General features: G+C 66.9%; 21 protein-coding genes. All 21 read right to left on the bottom strand.

The window, feature by feature from the left end:
* Window positions 1-28: 28 nt before the first annotated feature.
* The 21 genes from QBJ89_RS04290 to QBJ89_RS04190 all read right to left on the bottom strand — a co-directional run bounded on the left by QBJ89_RS04290 (window position 29) and on the right by QBJ89_RS04190 (window position 19,775).
* On the bottom strand, window positions 29-304 hold the full coding sequence (locus tag QBJ89_RS04290) for a DUF1467 family protein (protein WP_277979303.1): 276 nt from the start codon (window positions 302-304) through the stop codon (window positions 29-31).
* A 16-nt stretch (window positions 305-320) separates the two neighbouring features.
* Entirely contained in the window at window positions 321-1,961 is a 1,641-nt protein-coding gene (locus QBJ89_RS04285; protein ID WP_277979302.1) for a ribonuclease J, read from the bottom strand.
* An 87-nt stretch (window positions 1,962-2,048) separates the two neighbouring features.
* The gene (locus QBJ89_RS04280; RefSeq protein WP_277979301.1) at window positions 2,049-2,837 is read right to left on the bottom strand and encodes a type III pantothenate kinase; all 789 of its coding nucleotides are present in this window, start codon (window positions 2,835-2,837) and stop codon (window positions 2,049-2,051) included.
* Window positions 2,838-2,848: 11 nt separating this feature from the next.
* Entirely contained in the window at window positions 2,849-3,562 is a 714-nt protein-coding gene (locus QBJ89_RS04275) for a biotin--[acetyl-CoA-carboxylase] ligase (RefSeq protein ID WP_277979431.1), read from the bottom strand.
* Window positions 3,559-5,019: an NADH-quinone oxidoreductase subunit NuoN gene (nuoN, locus tag QBJ89_RS04270; RefSeq protein WP_277979300.1), complete on the bottom strand. Its 1,461-nt coding sequence runs from the start codon at window positions 5,017-5,019 to the stop codon at window positions 3,559-3,561. The genes QBJ89_RS04275 and nuoN overlap by 4 nt, the downstream gene beginning before the upstream one ends.
* Complete coding sequence (locus QBJ89_RS04265; RefSeq protein WP_277979299.1) at window positions 5,019-6,557, bottom strand: NADH-quinone oxidoreductase subunit M; 1,539 nt, start codon at window positions 6,555-6,557, stop codon at window positions 5,019-5,021. Before QBJ89_RS04265 ends, nuoN begins: the two co-directional genes overlap by 1 nt.
* Window positions 6,558-6,570: 13 nt before the next feature.
* A complete protein-coding gene (gene nuoL, locus QBJ89_RS04260) occupies window positions 6,571-8,718 on the bottom strand; it encodes an NADH-quinone oxidoreductase subunit L (RefSeq protein WP_277979298.1) in 2,148 nt (715 codons plus the stop codon).
* Between the two features lie 7 nt (window positions 8,719-8,725).
* On the bottom strand, window positions 8,726-9,040 hold the full coding sequence (nuoK, locus tag QBJ89_RS04255; RefSeq protein WP_223010790.1) for an NADH-quinone oxidoreductase subunit NuoK: 315 nt from the start codon (window positions 9,038-9,040) through the stop codon (window positions 8,726-8,728).
* A gap of 8 nt (window positions 9,041-9,048) precedes the next feature.
* On the bottom strand, window positions 9,049-9,660 hold the full coding sequence (locus QBJ89_RS04250; RefSeq protein ID WP_183931501.1) for an NADH-quinone oxidoreductase subunit J: 612 nt from the start codon (window positions 9,658-9,660) through the stop codon (window positions 9,049-9,051).
* 111 nt (window positions 9,661-9,771) lie between these two features.
* The gene (gene nuoI / locus QBJ89_RS04245) at window positions 9,772-10,257 is read right to left on the bottom strand and encodes an NADH-quinone oxidoreductase subunit NuoI (protein ID WP_277979297.1); all 486 of its coding nucleotides are present in this window, start codon (window positions 10,255-10,257) and stop codon (window positions 9,772-9,774) included.
* Between the two features lie 2 nt (window positions 10,258-10,259).
* A complete protein-coding gene (nuoH, locus tag QBJ89_RS04240) occupies window positions 10,260-11,306 on the bottom strand; it encodes an NADH-quinone oxidoreductase subunit NuoH (RefSeq protein WP_277979296.1) in 1,047 nt (348 codons plus the stop codon).
* Complete coding sequence (gene nuoG, locus QBJ89_RS04235) at window positions 11,303-13,297, bottom strand: NADH-quinone oxidoreductase subunit NuoG (RefSeq protein WP_277979295.1); 1,995 nt, start codon at window positions 13,295-13,297, stop codon at window positions 11,303-11,305. The genes nuoH and nuoG overlap by 4 nt, the downstream gene beginning before the upstream one ends.
* Window positions 13,297-14,607 (bottom strand): NADH-quinone oxidoreductase subunit NuoF, encoded by a 1,311-nt coding sequence (gene nuoF, locus QBJ89_RS04230; protein ID WP_277979294.1) that lies wholly within the window; start codon window positions 14,605-14,607, stop codon window positions 13,297-13,299. Before nuoF ends, nuoG begins: the two co-directional genes overlap by 1 nt.
* Entirely contained in the window at window positions 14,607-14,840 is a 234-nt protein-coding gene (locus QBJ89_RS04225) for a hypothetical protein (RefSeq protein ID WP_277979293.1), read from the bottom strand. The genes nuoF and QBJ89_RS04225 overlap by 1 nt, the downstream gene beginning before the upstream one ends.
* Window positions 14,840-15,511, bottom strand: a complete 672-nt coding sequence (locus tag QBJ89_RS04220) for a complex I 24 kDa subunit family protein (RefSeq protein WP_277979292.1) — start codon at window positions 15,509-15,511, stop codon at window positions 14,840-14,842. The genes QBJ89_RS04225 and QBJ89_RS04220 overlap by 1 nt, the downstream gene beginning before the upstream one ends.
* The gene (locus tag QBJ89_RS04215; RefSeq protein WP_277979291.1) at window positions 15,511-15,741 is read right to left on the bottom strand and encodes a hypothetical protein; all 231 of its coding nucleotides are present in this window, start codon (window positions 15,739-15,741) and stop codon (window positions 15,511-15,513) included. The genes QBJ89_RS04220 and QBJ89_RS04215 overlap by 1 nt, the downstream gene beginning before the upstream one ends.
* On the bottom strand, window positions 15,738-17,018 hold the full coding sequence (locus QBJ89_RS04210; protein ID WP_277979290.1) for an NADH-quinone oxidoreductase subunit D: 1,281 nt from the start codon (window positions 17,016-17,018) through the stop codon (window positions 15,738-15,740). The genes QBJ89_RS04215 and QBJ89_RS04210 overlap by 4 nt, the downstream gene beginning before the upstream one ends.
* Window positions 17,015-17,863 (bottom strand): NADH-quinone oxidoreductase subunit C, encoded by an 849-nt coding sequence (locus QBJ89_RS04205; RefSeq protein ID WP_277979289.1) that lies wholly within the window; start codon window positions 17,861-17,863, stop codon window positions 17,015-17,017. The genes QBJ89_RS04210 and QBJ89_RS04205 overlap by 4 nt, the downstream gene beginning before the upstream one ends.
* Window positions 17,860-18,429, bottom strand: coding sequence for a NuoB/complex I 20 kDa subunit family protein (locus QBJ89_RS04200; protein ID WP_431522503.1), 570 nt, complete (start codon window positions 18,427-18,429; stop codon window positions 17,860-17,862). The genes QBJ89_RS04205 and QBJ89_RS04200 overlap by 4 nt, the downstream gene beginning before the upstream one ends.
* Window positions 18,420-18,794 (bottom strand): NADH-quinone oxidoreductase subunit A, encoded by a 375-nt coding sequence (gene ndhC, locus QBJ89_RS04195; RefSeq protein ID WP_277979288.1) that lies wholly within the window; start codon window positions 18,792-18,794, stop codon window positions 18,420-18,422. The genes QBJ89_RS04200 and ndhC overlap by 10 nt, the downstream gene beginning before the upstream one ends.
* A gap of 168 nt (window positions 18,795-18,962) precedes the next feature.
* Window positions 18,963-19,775: an inositol monophosphatase family protein gene (locus tag QBJ89_RS04190; protein ID WP_277979287.1), complete on the bottom strand. Its 813-nt coding sequence runs from the start codon at window positions 19,773-19,775 to the stop codon at window positions 18,963-18,965.
* Between the last annotated feature and the right edge of the window lie 9 nt (window positions 19,776-19,784).

Below are 19,784 nucleotides of genomic sequence, written 5' to 3'. Positions count from 1 at the left end.
GGCTGGCGTTAAATTGCTTCCGCTCGCCCTACACCGCGTTCGCTGGATCCGCGAAGTCGAGCATCCCCGCGGTCACCCAGCCGAACTCGTAATTCGCCACGAACAGCCCGAACAGCAGAGTCGCGACGATCGTCGTGCGTACCAGCACGCGCTTGAGCGAGAAGCTGTGCGGCGAGCTCTCGGCGGTGCCCGGGACGTGCTCGGCGCCGATCTCGGCCGAGGTCCGTACGCCCCAGGGCAGCACCAGGAAAACCGAAAAGGCCCAGAACAGGATGTAGATCGCCAGAAGCGAGGTCCAGCGCATCGCCTGCTCTCCCCGCTCAGACCTGGACGATCACCACGTCGATGACCGGCTTCTTGCCGGTCCAGCGCGTGGCAACCTTGCGCACCGCGAGGCGAACGTCCTCGCGCAGCCGCTCGCGGTCGCGCACGCGCCCCTTCATCGCTTCGGCCGCGGCCTCGGCCGCCTCGGCGAGGAAGGGCTCGCGCTCCTCCTCGACCGGCACGCCCTGGATGCGGACTTCGGGGGTACCGCCGGCGCGACCGTTGCGGTCGACCGCGATGCCGACCGAGATCTGGCCGTTGACCGCGATGCGGCGGCGGTCGTTGATCGTCCCGCCATCCGCCGGCAGGATCACGTCGCCGTCGAGCACCAGACGACCGACCGGCACGTCACCGATCTTCTTCGGCGCGCCGGGCGCGAGCCGGACGAGGTCGCCGTTGGTCTGCACCAGCACGTCCCGGATGCCCTGCGTCTGGCCGTAGCGCGCATGCTCCATCAGGTGGCGCATCTCGCCGTGGACCGGCAGCAGCGCGCCGGGCCGGATCCAGCCGTACATCTGCGCGAGCTCAGGCCGGCCCGGGTGGCCCGAGACGTGGACGTGCGCCTGCTTCTCGGTGACCATCTCGACGCCCTTGGCGGCGAGCTGGTTCTGGATGCGGCCCACCGCCACCTCGTTGCCGGGGATCTGCTTGGCGGAAAAGATCACCATGTCGCCCATGTCGAGACGGACCGGATGCGAGCCGTCGGCGATGCGCGCCAGCGCGGCGCGCGGCTCGCCCTGACCGCCGGTGGCGATGATCAGCACCTTGTTGCGCGGCATCCGCATCGCCGCGTCGACGTCGATCGTCTCCGGGAAGTCCTTAAGATAACCGGTCGCCTTGGCGACGCGGATGATCCGGTCGAGCGAGCGGCCGGTGACGCACAGGCGCCGCCCGCTCTCCTTGGCGACCTCGGCCAGCGTGTGCAGCCGCGCGGCGTTGGAGGCGAAGGTGGTGACCACGACGCGTCCGCGCGCGCGCGCGACGCTCTCGCCCAACCCCTGGCGCACGCTCGCCTCGCTACCCGAGGCCTCGCTGTTGAAGACGTTGGTCGAGTCACACACCAGCACGTCGACGCCCTGCTCGCCGATCGCGGCGAGCTCCTCGGGGGTCGAGGGCTTGCCGATCACCGGGGTGGGATCGAGCTTCCAATCGCCGGTGTGGAAGACGCGGCCCACGGGCGTGTCGATCAGCAGCGCGTTGGCCTCGGGAATGGAGTGCGACAGCGGCACCACTTCCACCGAAAAGGGGCCGACCTTGAACGGCTTGCGCGCGTGGACCAAGCGCACCTTGACGCGCTCCTCGATCCGTTCCTCTTCCAGCTTGCCGCGCACCAGCCCGGCGGTGAACGCGGTCGCGTAGATCGGCACACCGAGATCCTCGGCGAGATAGGGGAGCGAACCGATATGGTCTTCGTGCCCGTGCGTCAGCACGATGCCGACGAGCGAGTCGAGCCGCTCCTCGATGAAGCGCAGGTCGGGCAGGATCACGTCGATGCCGGGATAGTGCGAGTCAGCGAAGGTAACGCCGCAATCGACCATCAGCCACTTGCCGGCGTGGCCGTAGAGCGTGACGTTCATCCCGATCTCGCCCGAGCCGCCGAGGGCGCAGAAGAGCAGTTCCTTGTTAGTGGGAGTCATCGAAGTCCTTTATCGTCCCGCGGGCGCCGGATGCGCCGGTGAAGCGGGAGGGAGAGAGAAGGGCCGAACTGCGCGCCGGCCGGGCGTTCACTTTGATATATGGGCGCGTTCGTACATGATCGCCAGCCCCTGGATGGTGAGATCGGGCTCGATCGCATCGAACGCGTCGGTATGGCGCTCGAACAGCGTGGCGAGCCCACCGGTGGCGATCACCTTGACGGGACGCGCGATCTCGCGGCGCATCCGCGCGACCAGCCCCTCGATCATCGCGATATAGCCCCAGTAGATGCCGATGTTCATCTGGTCGACCGTGTTGCGCCCGATCACGCTGTCACCCGCCGGCGCCTCGATCGCGATCCGCGGCAACTTGGCCGCCGCCATGACGAGGGCGTCGAGCGAGAGATTGATTCCCGGCGCGATGATCCCGCCTTTGTAGGCACCCGTGTAATCGGAATGGTCGAAGGTCGTGGCGGTGCCGAAGTCGATCACGATCAGGTCGCCGGCGTGGAGCGCGTGCGCCGCGATCGTGTTGACCGCGCGGTCGGCGCCGAGGCTTTTCGGCTCGTCGACATCGATCGCGATCCCCCAGTCGAGCGGGGCACGGCCTGCAATCAGCGCGTCGGTGCGGAAATACTTCGCGGCGAGCACTTCCAGATTATGGAGCGCGCGCGGCACGACGGTCGAGACGATCACCGCGGCGACGTCGTCGCGGCTATAGCCCTCGAGCGCGAGCAGCTGGCTCAGCCACACCGCATATTCGTCGGCGGTGCGGCGCGGGTCGGTGGCGATGCGCCAGCGCGCGCGGATCGTGCGGGTCGCGGTCTCAACCAGAGCGAAGACCACATTGGTGTTGCCGGCGTCGACCGCGAGCAGCATCGCACCCTCTCTCACAGCAGGAATATATCGCCCGCGTGCATGACACGCTGGGTTCCGTCCGCCAAGCGTAGGACCAGCGCCCCGCCGTGGTCGAGCGTCTCGAAGCGCCCGTGCCACTCGCTCCCGTCGGGAAGCCGCGCGCGCAGCTCGGTGCCGGGCGGGTGCGCGCGCTCGCGCCAGCGCTGGGTGACAGCGCCGAGGCCCTCCTCGCGCCAGCGCCCGTGCCAGCGCGCCAGCGTCGCGGCGAGCTCACCCTGGAGCGCGGCGGCGTCGATCGTCGCCCCGGCGGCGCGGAGGCTTGTGGTGGCGCGCTCGGCGACGTCCGGATGGTTCGTCACGTTGACGCCGAAGCCGATGACCACCCATTCTTCGACGCGCTCGAGCAGGATTCCCGAGAGCTTCGCCCCGTCCAGCAGCAGGTCGTTGGGCCATTTGATCCGTAGCGCCCCCGCATCGGGCAGCACCGCGCGCACCGTCTCCTCCAGCGCCACTGCAGCAACCAGCGCGAGCGTCGGCGCGGGCGGGTCACCCGCGGCGAGCCGGACGAGCGTGCTGGCGTAGAGGTTGCCGACCGGCGACTCCCACGCCCTGCCCTCACGCCCGCGCCCCGCAGTCTGGCGGTCGGCGCGGAGCCAGAGGCCGTGCTCGCCATAGCCGTCGCGCGCGAAGGAGCGCAGGTCGGCGTTGGTCGAACCGGTTTCGGGTACGTGGAGCGTCCGCGTCAGAACAGGCTCGCGGCCGCCGCCAGCGTCCAGGCCGAGAGTGCCGGGATGGCGAGATAGCCCAGCGGCGAGACGATCACCGCCGCCGCGGCGATCAGGCCGCCCTCGAGCCGGTCACCCTCGCCGAACACGCCCGTGGGCTCGTCGAAGTACATCGTCTTGACCAGGCGCAGATAATAATAAGCGCCGATCACGCTGAACACGACGCCGACCACCGCCAGCGGGAACAGGCCCGCCTGCACCGCGGCATAGAACACCGCGAACTTGGCGTAGAAGCCGAACAGCGGCGGGATCCCGGCGAGCGAGAACATGAAGATGGCCAGTGCCGCGGCGAGGCCCGGCCGCGTACGCGACAGGCCGGCGAGGCTGTCGATCGTCTCGATCGGCTGCCCGTCCGCGTCGCGCATCTGCAGCACGACAAGGAAGCTGCCGAGCGTCATCGCGACGTAGATCGTCATATAGGTCAGGACCGCCGCGACGCCTTCCGGCGTGCCCGCCGCGAGACCGATCAGCGCGAAGCCGACATTGTTGATCGACGAGTAAGCGAGCAGCCGCTTGATGTTCTGCTGGCCGATCGCGGCGACCGCGCCAAGCAGGATCGAGGCCAGCGCGGCGAAGATCACGATCTGGCGCCACTGGTCCGCCGCAGGACCCATCGCCTCGACCGCGACGCGCACGCCCAGCCCGATCGCCGCCACCTTGGGCGCCGAGGCGAAGAAGGCGGTGACCGGTGTCGGCGCGCCCTCGTACACGTCGGGCGTCCACATGTGGAACGGCACCGCCGAGATCTTGAAGGCGATACCCGCGAACACGAAGACCAGCCCGAAGAGCAGCCCGGTCGACTTGGCGTCGCCGGTTAGCGGTGCGGCAGCATAGGCGCCCGCGATCTCGTCGAACAACGTAGAGCCGGTGAAGCCGTAGACGAGGCTGATGCCGTAGAGCAGGATGCCGCTCGCCAGCGCGCCCAGTACGAAATACTTCAGCCCCGCTTCGGCCGAGCGCTGGTCCTGCCGCATGAAGCTCGCCAACACATAAGCGGCGAGGCTCTGCAGCTCCAGCCCGACGTACAGCGTCAGCAGGTCGGCCGCGGACACCATCATCCCCATGCCCGCTGCGGAGAGCAGGATAAGTACCGGATATTCCGGGCGGAGGTTGTCACCCAAGGTGCGGCGGAAGAAATCGGGCGCCATCACGATCGCCACCGCGGCGGCGATGTAGATCAGCACCTTGGAGAAAGCGGCGAAGCTGTCGGCGCGGTACAGGCCGTAGAAGGCCTGACCACCCGAGGAGGCGGGACCGATCAGCGCGACGCAGGCACCCGCGAGCACCGCCACCGCAGTCCAGGACACCGCCTTGGTCGAGGTCGGCCCGCCCCAGGCGGCGACCAGCATCAGCGCGATCGCGCCCAGCCCGAGCACCACCTCGGGCAGCGTCATCGCGAGATTAGCGGCATAGTCCATTAGTGCGCGCTCCCTTGCGCGTGAGTTTCGGCGTGGGCGGCGGGTACGATGCCGCTGCCTTTCGTCGGCAGCGAGTCACCCGCCGGCCGCGCGCGATCGATCCGCGCGAGCAGGATCTGCGTGTCCTTGCGCATCGGTGCGAGGAAGCTCTCCGGATAGACGCCCATCCACAGCACCGCGGCGGCGATCGGCGCGAGCAGCCACAATTCGCGCGGGCTGAGATCGGACATGGCCGCGACCTCCGGCGACTTGATCTCGCCGAACACGACGCGGCGATACAGGTACAGCATGTACGCCGCGCCCAGGATGATGCCGGTCGTGCACAGCAAAGCGACCGTGGTGGACACCTGGTAGGTGCCCATCAGGCTCAGGATCTCGCCGACGAAGTTGCTCGTCCCCGGGAGCCCGATGGAGGCCATGGTGAACAGCAGGAACAGCAAAGCATAGCGCGGCATGTTGATCGCCAGGCCACCATAACGGCTGATCTCGCGGGTGTGGAGCCGGTCGTAGATCACGCCGACGCACAGGAACAGCGCGCCCGACACCAGGCCGTGGCCCAGCATCACCATCATCGCGCCCTCGATCCCCTGCGCGTTGAACGCGAACAGGCCGATCGTGACGATCGCCATGTGCGCGACCGAGGAATAAGCGATCAGCTTCTTCATGTCGGACTGCACCAGCGCGACGAGGCTGGTGTAGATCACCGCCACCGCGCTCAACCCGAACACCAGCCACACCAGCTGCGCCGACGCTTCGGGGAACATCGGCAGGCTGAAGCGCAGGAAGCCGTAGCCGCCGAGCTTGAGCAGCACGCCCGCCAGGATCACCGAGCCGGCGGTCGGCGCCTGCACGTGCGCGTCGGGCAGCCAGGTATGGACCGGCCACATCGGCATCTTCACCGCGAACGAGGCGAAGAAGGCGAGCCACAGCCAGGTCTGCACCTGCGGCGGGAAGTCGTAGTTCATCAGCGCCGGGATGCTGGTCGTCGCCGCGGTGATGCTCATGTAGAGCATCGCGATGAACATCAGCAGCGAGCCGAGCAACGTGTACAGGAAGAACTTGTACGAGGCGTAGATCCGGTTCGCGCCGCCCCAGATCCCGATGATCAGGAACATCGGGATCAGGCCGGCCTCGAAGAAGATGTAGAAGAGGAACAGATCCTGCGCCGCGAAGGTGCCGATCATCAGCACCTCGGTGAACAGGAACGCGCTCATGTACTCCGGCACGCGCTTCTCGATGGCCTGCCAGCTCGCGCCGATGCAGATCGGCATCAGGAACACCGACAGCACGATCAGCAGCAGCGCATAGCCGTCGATGCCGAGCGCCCAGCCGAAGCGGCCGAACAAGGGCGCGTACTCGACGAACTGCCACTGCGCTCCGCCGATGTCGTACGACAGCCACAGCACGACGCCGAGCGCGAGGTTCACCAACGTCGCCGCCAGTGCGGTCCAGCGCGCGGCCGAGGGCGAGAGGAAGAGGCACGCGACCGCCGCGGCGGCCGGGATCGCGAGCATCAGCGAGAGGATCGGGAACGACACGTGATGGAGCCCCTCAGCCCGCGATCGCCCAGGTGATCGCGGCGGTGAGCCCGATCAGCATGACGAACGCGTAGGTATAGACATAGCCGGTCTGCAGGCGGCCGGCGACGCGGCTACCGACCTGCACCACCCAGGCCGAGCCGTTCGGCCCGAACCGGTCGATCGTCCCCTCGTCGCCGCGGTGCCACAGCAGGCGACCGATCGCGAAGGCGGGACGGACGAAGAGGAAGCGGTAGAGCTCGTCGAAATACCATTTCCGCAGCAGGAACTGGTAGAGCGGCTGGAAGGTGTCGGCGAACTTCGCCGGCATCTCGGGCGAGCGGATGTAGGTCAGGTACGCGATCACGAACCCGCTGAGCATCACGATCGTCGCCGCCAGCTGCACCAGCAGCGGCACCTGGTGCATCGCATGCATGAGATGCTCGTTGAAGTAGAGCGCGCCCTTCCAGAAGCCGCCCGCCGTCTCCGGATCGATGAACCAGTGATGGAAGACGAAGCCCGCCGCGACCGCGCCGATCGACAGCACGATCAGCGGGATCAGCATCGGCAGCGGGCTCTCGTGCGGGTGATAGCCGCCGGTCCCCTTGGGAATCTCGTTGAACCCGCGCGACTCCACCGCGGGTGCGTGGCCGGCGTCCTCGCCCGCGGGATCGGGATGATGCGCATCGTCGTAGCCGTGCGCGTGCGCGCTGCCGTGCTCCGCTGCGTGCGCATCATGCGCATGGTCGTGATGCGTGTCCTGCGCGTGATCGTGGCCGTGCGCGTCGTGCAGCGCGTGCTGGATGTGCTCCGAGGCGGCCCAGCGCGGCTCGCCCCAGAAGGTCAGGAACATGAGGCGCCAGGAATAGAAGCTCGTCAGCAGCGCGGCGAAGACGCCCACCATCGACGCCACCGGCGAGCCGGCCGCCCAGGCCACCTCGATGATCGCGTCCTTCGAGTGATAGCCCGCGAAGCCGCCGACGCCGTAGATACCGACGCCGGTGATCGCCAGCGTGCCCAGCAGCATGCCCCAGAAGGTGATCGGGATCGCCTTCCGCAGCCCGCCGTAATAGCGCATGTCCTGCTCGTGGTGCATCGCGTGGATCACCGAGCCCGCGCCGAGGAACAGCAGCGCCTTGAAGAAGGCGTGCGTGAACAGGTGGAACATCGCCGCGCCATAGGCGCCGACGCCCGCGGCGAAGAACATGTAACCCAGCTGCGAGCAGGTCGAGTAAGCGATCACGCGCTTGATGTCGGTCTGCGTCGTGCCGACGGTCGCGGCGAACAGGCAGGTCGCGGCGCCGATGAAGGTCACGAAGCCCATCGCGGTCGGCGAGGTCTGGAACATCGGCGACAGGCGGCACACCATGAAGACGCCCGCGGTCACCATCGTCGCGGCGTGGATCAGCGCCGACACCGGGGTCGGGCCTTCCATCGCGTCGGGCAGCCAGGTGTGCAGGCCGAGCTGCGCGGACTTGCCCATCGCGCCGACGAACAGCAGCAGGCACAGCACCGTCATCGTGTCGGCGCGGAACCACAGGAAGCCGATCGTCGAGCCCGCCATCGACGGCGCCGCGGCCAGGATCGCCGGGATCGAGACGGTGTTGAAGACCAGATAGGTGCCGAAGATGCCGAGCATGAAGCCGAGGTCGCCGACGCGGTTGACCACGAAGGCCTTGATCGCCGCGGCGTTGGCGCTCGGCTTGCGGAACCAGAAGCCGATCAGCAGGTAGCTCGCGAGACCGACGCCCTCCCAGCCGAAGAACATCTGGATGAGATTGTCCGCGGTCACCAGCATCAGCATCGCGAAGGTGAACAGCGACAGATAGGCGAAGAAACGCGGCTGGTCCGGGTCCTCGCTCATATAGCCCCAGCTATAGACGTGGACCAGCGCCGAGACGCTGGTGATCACCACCAGCATCACCGCGGTCAGCGCGTCGACGCGGAGCGCCCAGGACACGTCGAACGTGCCCGAGTGGATGAAGTGCAGCACCGGCGTCACCGTCGCCTCGTTCGCGCCGGTGAGGAAGCCGATGAAGATCGGCCACGACAGCGCGCTCGCGAGGAACAGCCCGCCGGTGGTGATCGCCTTGGGCAGCGTCGCGCCGAAGGACTTGTTGGCGAAGCCGGCGACGATCGCCGCGACCAGCGGCACGAAGACGATGAAGAGGATCGACGTCACGGGCGGATTACCCCTTCATCCGGCTGGGATCGTCGACCGAGATCGAGCCGCGGCCGCGAAAGAAGATCACGAGGATGGCGAGACCGATCGCGGCCTCCCCGGCCGCGACCGTCAGCACGAACATCGCGAACACCTGGCCGACCAAGTCGTTGAGCGCCGCCGAGAAAGCGACGAGATTGATGTTCACCGCCAGCAGGATCAGCTCGATCGCCATGAGGATGACGATGATGTTCTTGCGGTTCAGGAAGATGCCCAGCACCCCCATGGTGAACAGCAGCGCCGCCACCACGAGGTAATGGACCAGGCCGACCCCGCCCGACATGGCTCCGCTCACAGCTGTACCCCCTGGCCGATCTCGGGCCGCATGTTGCGCGTCGCATCCTGCGGACGCCGCGCGTTCTGCCGCGCGATATTCTGGTAGCGCGAACCCGAGCGCTCGCGGTGGGTCAGTACGATCGCGCCGATCATCGCCACCAGCAGCACCAGCCCCGCGCCCTCGAAGATGAAGAGGTAGCGCGTGTACAGCAGCTCGCCGATCTGGACGATGTTCGACTTGGCCGCGACGGTCGGCGCCGCGCGCCGCGCTAGGTCGATCCCGCCGGCGCTCCACGCGCCGACCCCGATCAGGATCTCCGCGACCAGCGCCACCGCCAGCACCAGGCCGATGCCGAAATAGCGCACGAAGCCCGCGCGCAGCTCGGCGAAATCGATGTCGAGCATCATGACGACGAACAGGAACAGCACCGCGACCGCGCCGACATAGACGATCACCAGCAGCATCGCGATGAACTCGGCGCCGACGAGCACCATCAGCCCGGCGGCGTTGAAGAAGGCGAGGATCAGCCACAGCACCGAGTGGACCGGGTTCCGCGACGAGATCGTCATCGCGCCCGAGACCAGCACGACGAGCGCGAAGAGATAGAAGGCGATGGCCTGGATCATCTCACGCTGCCCCCAATTCGGCACCGCGGCGGCGCGCGGTCGAGAAAACCGCGGCCGTGGCCGCGGTGATGTCCGTCAGAATCATGTCGACCCCTGAATTCACGCGAGCGCCTACCGGTACGGCGCGTCGGCGGCAAGGTTGGCCGCGATCGCGCGCTCCCAGCGGTCGCCGTTGTCGAGCAGCTTGGCCTTGTCGTAGATCAGCTCCTCGCGCGTCTCGGTGGCGAACTCGAAGTTCGGTCCCTCGACCACCGCGTCGACCGGGCACGCCTCCTGACACAGGCCGCAGTAGATGCACTTGGTCATGTCGATGTCGTAGCGCGTGGTGCGGCGGCTACCGTCGTCGCGCGGCTCGGCCTCGATCGTGATCGCCTGCGCCGGGCACACCGCCTCGCACAGCTTGCACGCGATGCAGCGCTCCTCTCCGTTGGGATAGCGGCGCAGCGCGTGCTCGCCGCGGAAGCGCGGGCTGATCGGGTTCTTCTCGAACGGATAGTTGATCGTCGCCTTCGGCTTGAAGAAATACTTCAGCGTCAGCGCGTGCGCCTTCACGAACTCGTAGAGCGTGAACGCCTTGATCGTCTGCGCGATACCCATCTTCAAACTCCCACGCGCATGAACATCAGCACGCCCGACACCAGGAACACCCAGAACAGCGACAGCGGCAGGAACACCTTCCACCCCAGCCGCATCAGCTGGTCGTAGCGGTAGCGCGGCACCGTCGCCTTGATCCACGAGAACACGAAGAAGAACGTGAGGATCTTGATGAACAGCCAGATGATCCCCGGCACCGCGTACAGCGGCGCCCAGTCGAACGGCGGCAAATACCCGCCCCAGAACAACGTCGCGTTCAGCGTGCACATCAGCAGCACGTTGGCGTACTCGCCGAGCCAGTAGAGCGCGAACGCCATCGAGCTGTACTCGGTCTGGTAGCCGGCGACGAGCTCGCTCTCCGCCTCGGTGAGGTCAAACGGCGCGCGCTGCGTCTCCGCCAGCGACGAGATCAGGAACACGACGCTCATCGGGAACAGCAAGGGATTGAACCCGAAGCCGTTGATGAAACCGTACAGTCCGCGCTGCGCCTCGACGATGCCGGTCAGGTTGAACGTTCCCGCCCACATCACGACCGAGATCAGCACGAAGCCGATCGCGACCTCGTAGCTCACCATCTGCGCCGCGGCGCGGATCGCCGAGAAGAACGGGTATTTCGAGTTGGACGACCAGCCGGCGAGGATGATGCCGTACACGCCGAGCGACGAGGCCGCGAGCACGTAGAGCAGCCCGACGTTGATGTCGGCGAGCACCACGCTCGGCTGGAACGGGACCACCGCCCAGACGATCAGCGCCACCGTGAAGGTGATAATCGGCGCGAGCAGGAACAGCCCGCGGTTCGCCGCCGAGGGGACGATCGTCTCCTGCAGGAATACCTTGAGCCCGTCCGCGAACGACTGGAGCAGACCGAATGGGCCGACCACGTTGGGGCCGCGGCGCAGCGCCATCGCCGCCCAGATCTTGCGGTCGGCGTAGATGATCATCGCCACAGACAGCATCAGCGGCAGCGCGATCGCGAGGATACCGACGATCGTCGCCAGGAACCAGGCCCAGCCATAAGGCAGGCCCAGCGAAATGTTGAAGAAGCTGGTCACTCCGCCGCCTCCGCGAAACTCTCACCATGGACCAGTTCGGCCGAGCAGCGCTGCATCGTCGGCGACGCGCGGCAGATCGCGTTGGTGAGGTAGAAGTCCTTGATCGGATAGCCGTCGAGCACGCCCTCGGCGGTGCCGCCGAGCGCCGGCGGGTTCCACGCGAAGGTCTTGAGACCCAGCGTCGCCAGCTCGGGGCAGTCGAGCGCCATCGCCGCGCGCAGCTCGTCGATCGTGTCGAACGCCAAAGTGCAGCCGAGCTTTTCGCTGAGCGCGCGGAAGATCGTCCAGTCCTCGCGCGCGTCGCCCGGCGGGAACACCGCGCGCTCGCCGCGCTGCACGCGCCCCTCGAGGTTGACGTAGGTGCCCGACTTCTCGGCATAGCTCGCGGCCGGCAGGATCACATCGGCGTGATGCGCGCCGCGATCGCCGTGGTGGCCGACATAGACCTTGAAGCCGGTGAAGCGCGCGTGGTCGCACTCGTCCGCGCCGAGGAAGAAGCTGAGCTTAGCGTCATACAGCGCTGAGATCCCGGCCTTCTGCGCATAGCCGAGCATCAGCCCGCCCATCCGGCTCGCGGCCATGTGGACGACGTTGAAGCCGTTCCACCCGTCCTTTACGAGCCCCAGCGTCTCGACCAGCGCGAGCGCCGCGCCGTGCGCGCCCTTGAGCGCAGCGCCGCCGACGATCACCATCGGCTTAGCCGCCTTGCCGAACGCCTCGGTGACGCGCTCGGGCAGGCTGCCGAGCACCGCCAGATCGGCGCCGAGCCACTCGACCTTGTAGGTCAGCTCGGTCTCAGGACCGATGGCGAAGACCTTGGCGCCCTTCTTGATCGCCTTGCGGATGCGCGTGTTCACCAACGGCGCTTCCCAGCGCAGGTTGGTGCCCACCAGCAGGATCGCGTCCGCCTCCTCGGTCCCCGCGATCGTGGTGTTGAAATTTACCGCGGCGAGGCTGGACGCGTCATAGTCCATGCCGGTCTGTCGCCCCTCGAGCAACGACGAGCCGAGCTCCTTGAGGAGCGCCTTGGCCGCGAACATCGTCTCGCAATCGACCAGATCGCCCGCGACCGCCGCGACCGAGCCGCCGTGGTCCACCGCAGCAATCGCCGCGAATGCCTCGTCCCAGGTCACTGGGTGGAGCTTGCCGTCGCGCCGCACATAGGGGCGGTCGAGCCGCTTGCGCACCAGCCCGTCGACGGCATGGCGCGTCTTGTCGGTCGCCCACTCCTCGTTGACCTCGTCGTTGACGCGCGGGACGCAACGCAGCACCTGGCGGCCGCGGCTGTCGAGCCGGATATTGGTGCCGACCGCGTCCATCACGTCGATCGTCAGCGTCTTGCGCAGCTCCCACGGGCGCGCCTCGAAGGCGTAGGGCTTGCTGGTCAGCGCGCCGACCGGGCAGAGGTCGACGACATTGCCCGACAGCTCGCTCGACACCGCCTCCTCGAGATAGGAGGTAATCTGCATGTTCTCGCCGCGGTAGATCGCGCCGATCTCCTCGACCCCGGCGACCTCCTCGGCGAAGCGCACGCAGCGCGTGCACTGGATGCAGCGGGTCATGATCGTCTTGACGATCGGACCCATGTACTTCTCGGTCACCGCGCGCTTGTTCTCGGCGTAGCGCGAGTGGCCGCGGCCATAGGCGACCGACTGGTCCTGCAGGTCGCACTCGCCGCCCTGATCGCAGATCGGGCAGTCGAGCGGGTGGTTGATCAGCAGAAATTCCATGATGCCCTCGCGGGCATGCTTCACCATTGGCGTGGTGGTGAAGATCTCCTGGTTCTCCGCGGCGGGCAGCGCGCACGAGGCCTGCGGCTTGGGCGGCCCGGGCTTCACCTCGACGAGGCACATCCGGCAATTGCCCGCGATCGACAGCCGCTCGTGGTAGCAGAAGCGCGGGATCTCCTTGCCGGCGAGCTCACACGCCTGCAGCACGGTGGCACCCTGCGGCACCTCGATCTCGACTCCGTCGACTTTGACCTTTGGCATTACTCGGCAGCTTCCTGCATCGGGGCCAGGTCGCCCCCGTTTCCGTTGCGGTCGTTGATCCGGCGCTCCAGCTCGGGGCGGAAGTGCTTGATCAGCCCCTGGATCGGCCACGCCGCGGCATCGCCCAGCGCGCAGATCGAGTGGCCCTCGACCTGCTTGGTGACCTGCTGGAGCATGTCGATCTCGGAGATGTCGGCATCGCCGGTGCGCAGCCGCTCCATCACGCGCCACATCCAGCCGGTGCCCTCGCGGCACGGCGTGCATTGGCCGCAGCTCTCGTGCTTGTAGAAGTAGGACAGCCGGCTGATCGCGCGGACGACGTCGGTGGACTTATCCATCACGATCACCGCCGCGGTGCCGAGCCCCGAGCCGACCGCCTTGAGGCCGTCGAAGTCCATCGGCGCGTCGATGATCTGGCTGGCGGGCACCAACGGCACCGACGAGCCACCGGGAATCACCGCGAGCAGATTGTCCCAGCCGCCGCGGATGCCACCGCAATGCTTCTCGATCAGCTCGCGGAACGGGATGCTCATCGCCTCCTCGACCACGCAGGGCGTGTTCACGTGCCCCGAGATCTGGAAGAGCTTGGTGCCGCGGTTGTTCTCCGCGCCGAAGCTGGAGAACCATTCGGCGCCGCGGCGCAGGATCGTTGGCGCCACCGCGATCGACTCGACGTTGTTCACCGTCGTCGGGCAGCCGTACAGGCCCGCCCCCGCGGGGAACGGCGGCTTGAGCCGCGGCTGACCCTTCTTGCCCTCGAGGCTCTCGAGCATCGCGGTCTCTTCGCCGCAGATATAGGCGCCCGCGCCGCGGTGGACGAAGACGTCGAAGTCATAGCCCGAGCCGCAGGCGTTCTTGCCGACGAGGCCCTTGTCATACGCCTCGGCGACAGCGGCGAAGAGCGTCTCCGCCTCGCGGATATATTCGCCGCGGATGTAGATGTACGCCGCGCGCGCGCGCATCGCGAAGCCAGCGACCAAGGCTCCCTCGATCAGCTTGTGCGGATCGTGGCGGATGATCTCGCGATCCTTGCACGAACCCGGCTCGGACTCGTCGGCATTGATCACCAGGAAGTTCGGCCGGTCGGGCTTGGGCTCCTTGGGCATGAACGACCATTTGGTGCCGGTCGGGAACCCGGCCCCGCCACGCCCGCGCAGCCCCGACGCCTTGACGACGTCGATGATCTTGTCCTGCCCCAGTTCGAGCAGCGCCTTTGTGTTGTCCCAGTCGCCGCGCGCCATCGCAGCGTCGAGGCGCCACGACTGATAGCCGTAAACGTTGGTGAAGATGCGGTCCTTGTCGGCGAGCATCAGCGTGCATCCGTCAGATCGAGGCGGCGTCCGACCCGGCCGAGGCGCTCCTCGACACGGTGGACCCGCGAGTTAAGTCCGGCGACCGACATCACGATGCCGCCGAGATGCTCGTCGATCGACGACAGTCGCATCTTGGTCTCGACATCCTCGACGTCCTTCTTGTCGAAGCGAGCGTTCAGTCGGCGGAACTGCTCGCCGATGAAGTTGAGGATATCCGCCTCGGCCGCCATCACGCCCACTCCCCACGATAATCGTGGTTCTCGGTGACCATAGCAGTCAGCGAGGTCGGGCCGCCCTTGGGTTCGACGGTGTGCCGGCCGGGCTCCTGCGTGCCGGGCTTGGGCGTCTGACCATTGGCGAGCGCCTCGATGATCGCGACGGTGCGATCGTAATCAAGATCCTCGAAATTGTCGTCGTTGATCTGGACCATCGGCGCCGAGGCGCAATTGCCCATGCATTCCACCTCGGTGAGCGTGAACAGGCCGTCGGGCGTGGTCTTGCCCTTGATCAGCCCCTTGTTCTTGCACGCTGCGAGCACGTCGTCCGAGCCGCGCAGCATGCACGGCGTGGTGCCGCACACCTGGACATGGAAGCGACCGACCGGCGCGAGGTTGAACATCGTGTAGAAGGTCGCGACCTCGTACACGCGCATATACGGCACGCCGATCTCGCGCGCGACGAACTCGATCACCGGCACGGGCAACCAGCCCTGCGTCTGCGTCTCCGCGCCGACCTGGCGCTGCGCCAGATCGAGCAGCGGGATCGACGCCGATTGCTCGCGGCCTTTGGGATAGCGCCCGAGGATCGCGTCGCGTTTGGCGCGGCTGTCGTCGTTCCACTGGAACGCGCCCCAGCGCGCGCGGGTCTCGGCCTCGTCGGGGATGCTATGTGCGTCGGCCATCAGCGGTGTTCCGTAAGGTCGAGGCGGTTCTCGATCCGCTCGACACGATCATTGAGACGATCGAGACGACTGTTCACGCCCGACGTCGCGATAAGAGAGCTGCCGAGATGCTCCTCGACCATCGTCATCCGCACCTTGAGGTCCCGGACGTCGAACTTCAGCTCCCACACATCGGTCTGCACCATCGGCAGCACCGAGTAGATCAACTCGTTGGTGACCGCGGTCGTCACCGATCGCACTCGCCGAACACGATATCCATCGCGCCAAGGATCGCAGTGGTGTCCGCGAGCATGTGGCCGCGGCTCATGAAGTCCATCGCCTGTAGGTGCGAGAAGGCGGTCGGGCGGATCTTGCAGCGATACGGCTTGTTCGAGCCGTCGCTCACCAGGTACACGCCGAACTCGCCCTTCGGGCTCTCCGTCGCGACATACACTTCGCCCGCCGGGACATGATAGCCCTCGGTGTACAGCTTGAAGTGATGAATCAGCGCTTCCATCGAGCGCTTCATCTCGGCGCGCTTGGGCGGCACCACCTTGCGGTCGGTCGAGGCGATCGGCCCCTCCGGCATATCGCGCAGGCACTGCTTCATGATCCGCGCCGACTGGCGGACCTCCTCGACGCGCACCATGAAGCGATCGTAGCAGTCGCCGCGCGTGCCCACGGGCACGTCGAAGTCCATTCGATCATAGACGTCATAGGGCTGCGACTTGCGCAGGTCCCAGGGGATGCCCGCGGCGCGGATCATCGGCCCCGAGAAGCCCCAGCGGATCGCGTCCTCGCGGCTCACCGTCGCGATGTCGACGTTGCGCTGCTTGAAGATGCGATTGTCCGCGACGAGGCTGATCGCGTCCTCGAACAGGCGCGGCAGCCGCGTGTCGAGCCAGTCGGCGATGTCGGTCAGCAGCTTGAGCGGCACATCCTGGTGGACGCCGCCGGGGCGGAAATAATTGTGGTGCATGCGCGCGCCGGTGGCGCGCTCGAGGAAGCCGTAGCAATCCTCGCGGACCTCGAACAACCACAGGTTCGGCGTCATCGCGCCGACGTCCATGACGTGGCTGCCCAGGTTGAGCATGTGGTTCGAGATGCGCGTCAGCTCGGCGAAGAAGACGCGCAGGTATTGCGCGCGGATCGGCACCTCGATGTCGAGCAGTTTCTCGATCGCGAGCACGAACGTATGTTCCATGCACGCGGGCGAGCAATAATCGAGCCGGTCGAAATACGGGATCGCCTGCGCGTAGGTCTTGTACTCGATCAGCTTCTCGGTGCCGCGATGCAGCAGCCCGACGTGCGGATCGATCCGCTCGATGATCTCGCCGTCCAGCTCCATCACGAGGCGGAGCACGCCGTGCGCCGCGGGATGCTGCGGCCCGAAGTTGATCGTGTAATTCTGGATCGCAACGTCGCCCTCGGTGGGGTGCGAGGCGTCGGTGGCGTGGAGGATCTTCTCCAGCGCGGGATCGACCTCGTGGTCGACCGCCTGATCCTTATCGACGAGCATGTCGGTCATTGGTTCTGCCCTCCGCCCTTCGTCGGCACGACGTCGGGTGCGGCCGGCTTGGGCGCGCCGGCGGATTCATTGCGACCCGCGCCGGTCTCGGCGGTGCTGGTCGCGTCCTTCTTGGCGTACGGCTCGCTCGACGCGGGCGCCGCCTGCTTCGGCGTCTCGTTCGTGCCGGCCTTCTGGATCTCGGTCGCGGTCGCGGGCGTCGGCGCACCCTTGGCCTCGGGCAGCTTCGCCTTCTCGTCGCCGGGCAGCACGTATTCCGCGCCCTCCCACGGGCTCATGAAGTCGAAGGTGCGGAAATCCTGCGCCAGCTTCACCGGCTCGTACACGACGCGCTTCTGCTCTTCGGAATAGCGCATCTCGACGAAGCCGCTCAGCGGGAAGTCCTTGCGGAACGGATGGCCACGAAAGCCATAATCGGTGAGGATGCGGCGCAGGTCGCGGTTGCCCGCGAACAGCACGCCGAACATGTCGTACACCTCGCGCTCGAGCCAGCCGGCGACCGGCCACAGCTCGGTCACCGACGGCACCGGCGTGTCCTCGGTCGCGCCGACATGGACGTGGAGCCGGTGATTGCGCGTCAGCGACAGCAGACAATAGACGACCTCGAACCGCTCCGCACGATCCGGATAGTCGACGCCCGCGATCTCCATCAGCTGCTGATATTCGAGCCCCGGCGTATCGCGCAGCGCCGTCAGCGCGGGCACCAACGCCTCGCGCGTGACATGCAGCTGCACCTCGCCCGCGATCTCCACCGCATCGAGCAGCCCGGCGCCGATCGCACCGCGCGCGGTCTCGATCGTCGCGTCGTTGAGGTTTGCCGCATAGGCAGGAGCGGGCGCCCTCACCGTTCGATGCTCCCCGACCGACGAATCTTCCGCTGCAGCTGCATCACGCCGTACAGCAACGCTTCCGCGGTCGGCGGGCAGCCGGGCACGTAGATATCGACCGGCACCACGCGGTCGCATCCGCGCACGACGCTGTAGCTATAGTGATAATAGCCGCCGCCATTGGCGCACGAACCCATCGAGATGACGTACTTCGGCTCCGACATCTGGTCGTAGACCTTGCGCAGCGCCGGCGCCATCTTGTTACACAGCGTACCCGCGACGATCATCACGTCCGACTGGCGCGGCGACGCACGCGGCGCGGCGCCGAACCGCTCCATGTCGTAGCGCGGCATGTTGACGTGGATCATCTCCACCGCGCAGCACGCCAGCCCGAAGGTCATCCACCAGAGCGAACCGGTGCGCGCCCATTGGAACAGATCCTCGGTCGAGGTGACCAGGAAGCCCTTGTCGTTCAGCTCGCCGTTGAGGCCGTCGAAGAAGCCCTGGTCGGGCATCACGATCCCGCCGGCGGGCTCCGGATTGTTGACGAGCCCGATCGGCCCGGAATGCGCCTCTACTCCCACTCCAGCGCTCCCTTCTTCCATGCATATACAAGGCCGAGCGCGAGTTCGGCGATGAAGATCATCATCGAGAACCAGGCCGTCCATCCGAGCGTGAACACGCTTACCGCCCAGGGATATAGGAAGGCCGCTTCGAGATCGAAGATGATGAACAGGATGGCAACGAGATAAAACCGAACGTCGAACTGCGAGCGGCTGTCCTCGAAGGCGGGGAAGCCGCATTCATATTCGGACAGCTTCTCGGGCGTCGGCTGGGCGGTGCCGGTCAGCTTGGCGACCGCCATCGGCAGGAACACGAACGCGCTCGACAGCAGGAGCGCCACTCCCAGGAACAGGAGGATCGGCAGATATTGCGACAGATCGACCACTATGTCTCTCTCGCCTCTCTCGCAGGTGCGAATGGAATGCGGACGCTCTAGACCCCTGCCCAAGAGGGGGCAAGGCCGCGAGCGGTGAGAATGAATCGCAGATGAACTGGTGGCGCGCCGGTGCACGGCGCCGCCGCCCGAGGGCTCAACCCTCCCGCTGCGAACGGCTCAGCGAAGCGCCTGCGCCACCATCTTGTGGAGCTTGGAGTGCAGCCCGTCGTTCGCAGCGAGGAACTCGTTGCGCTCGATCGGCTTGTCGCCGCCACGGAAGTCGGTGACGAAGCCGCCCGCCTCCTTCACCAGCAGCATGCCCGCGGCGACATCCCACAGCTTGAGGTCGCTCTCCCAGTAAGCGTCGAACCGACCCGCCGCGACCCAGGCGAGATCGAGCGCGGCCGCGCCGAGCCGGCGGATGCCCGCGACCTGCGGCGCCACCGCGCCGAAGATGCGCGTCCATTGCACGAAGTCGCCGTGACCCATGAAGGGGATCCCGGTCGCGACCAGCGCCTCGGAGGGATCTCGCCGCGACGACACGCGCAGCCGCTGGTCCTGCAGCCACGCGCCGCGGCCCTTCTCGGCCCAGAAGCTCTCGTCGGTGAGCGGCTGGTAGATCAATCCGGTGGTGATCTCGCGCTTGCCGTTGGCGAGCGGCTCCTCGACCGCGATCGAGATGCAGAAGTGCGGCACGCCGTGGAGGAAGTTGCTGGTGCCGTCGAGCGGGTCGATGATGAAGCGCGGCTTGCTCGGATCGCCTTCGATCGTACCGCCCTCCTCCATCACGAAGCCCCAGTCGGGTCGCGCCTTGGAGAGCTCGTCATACAGCGTCCGCTCGGCGCGCTGGTCGGCCTGGCTCACGAAGTCGGCGGGACCCTTGCGGCTCACCTGGAGGTGCTGGACCTCGTTGAAGTCGCGGCGCAGCCGCGGCGCGGCCTTGCGCGCGGCGCGCTCGATGACCGTGATCAGGCCGGAATGGGAAGGCATACGTTCATT

It is taken from the genome of Sphingomonas phyllosphaerae (assembly GCF_029623345.1).
Classification (GTDB): Bacteria; Pseudomonadota; Alphaproteobacteria; order Sphingomonadales; family Sphingomonadaceae; genus Sphingomonas; species Sphingomonas phyllosphaerae_C.
This window is presented reverse-complemented; position numbering and strand designations above follow the sequence as displayed.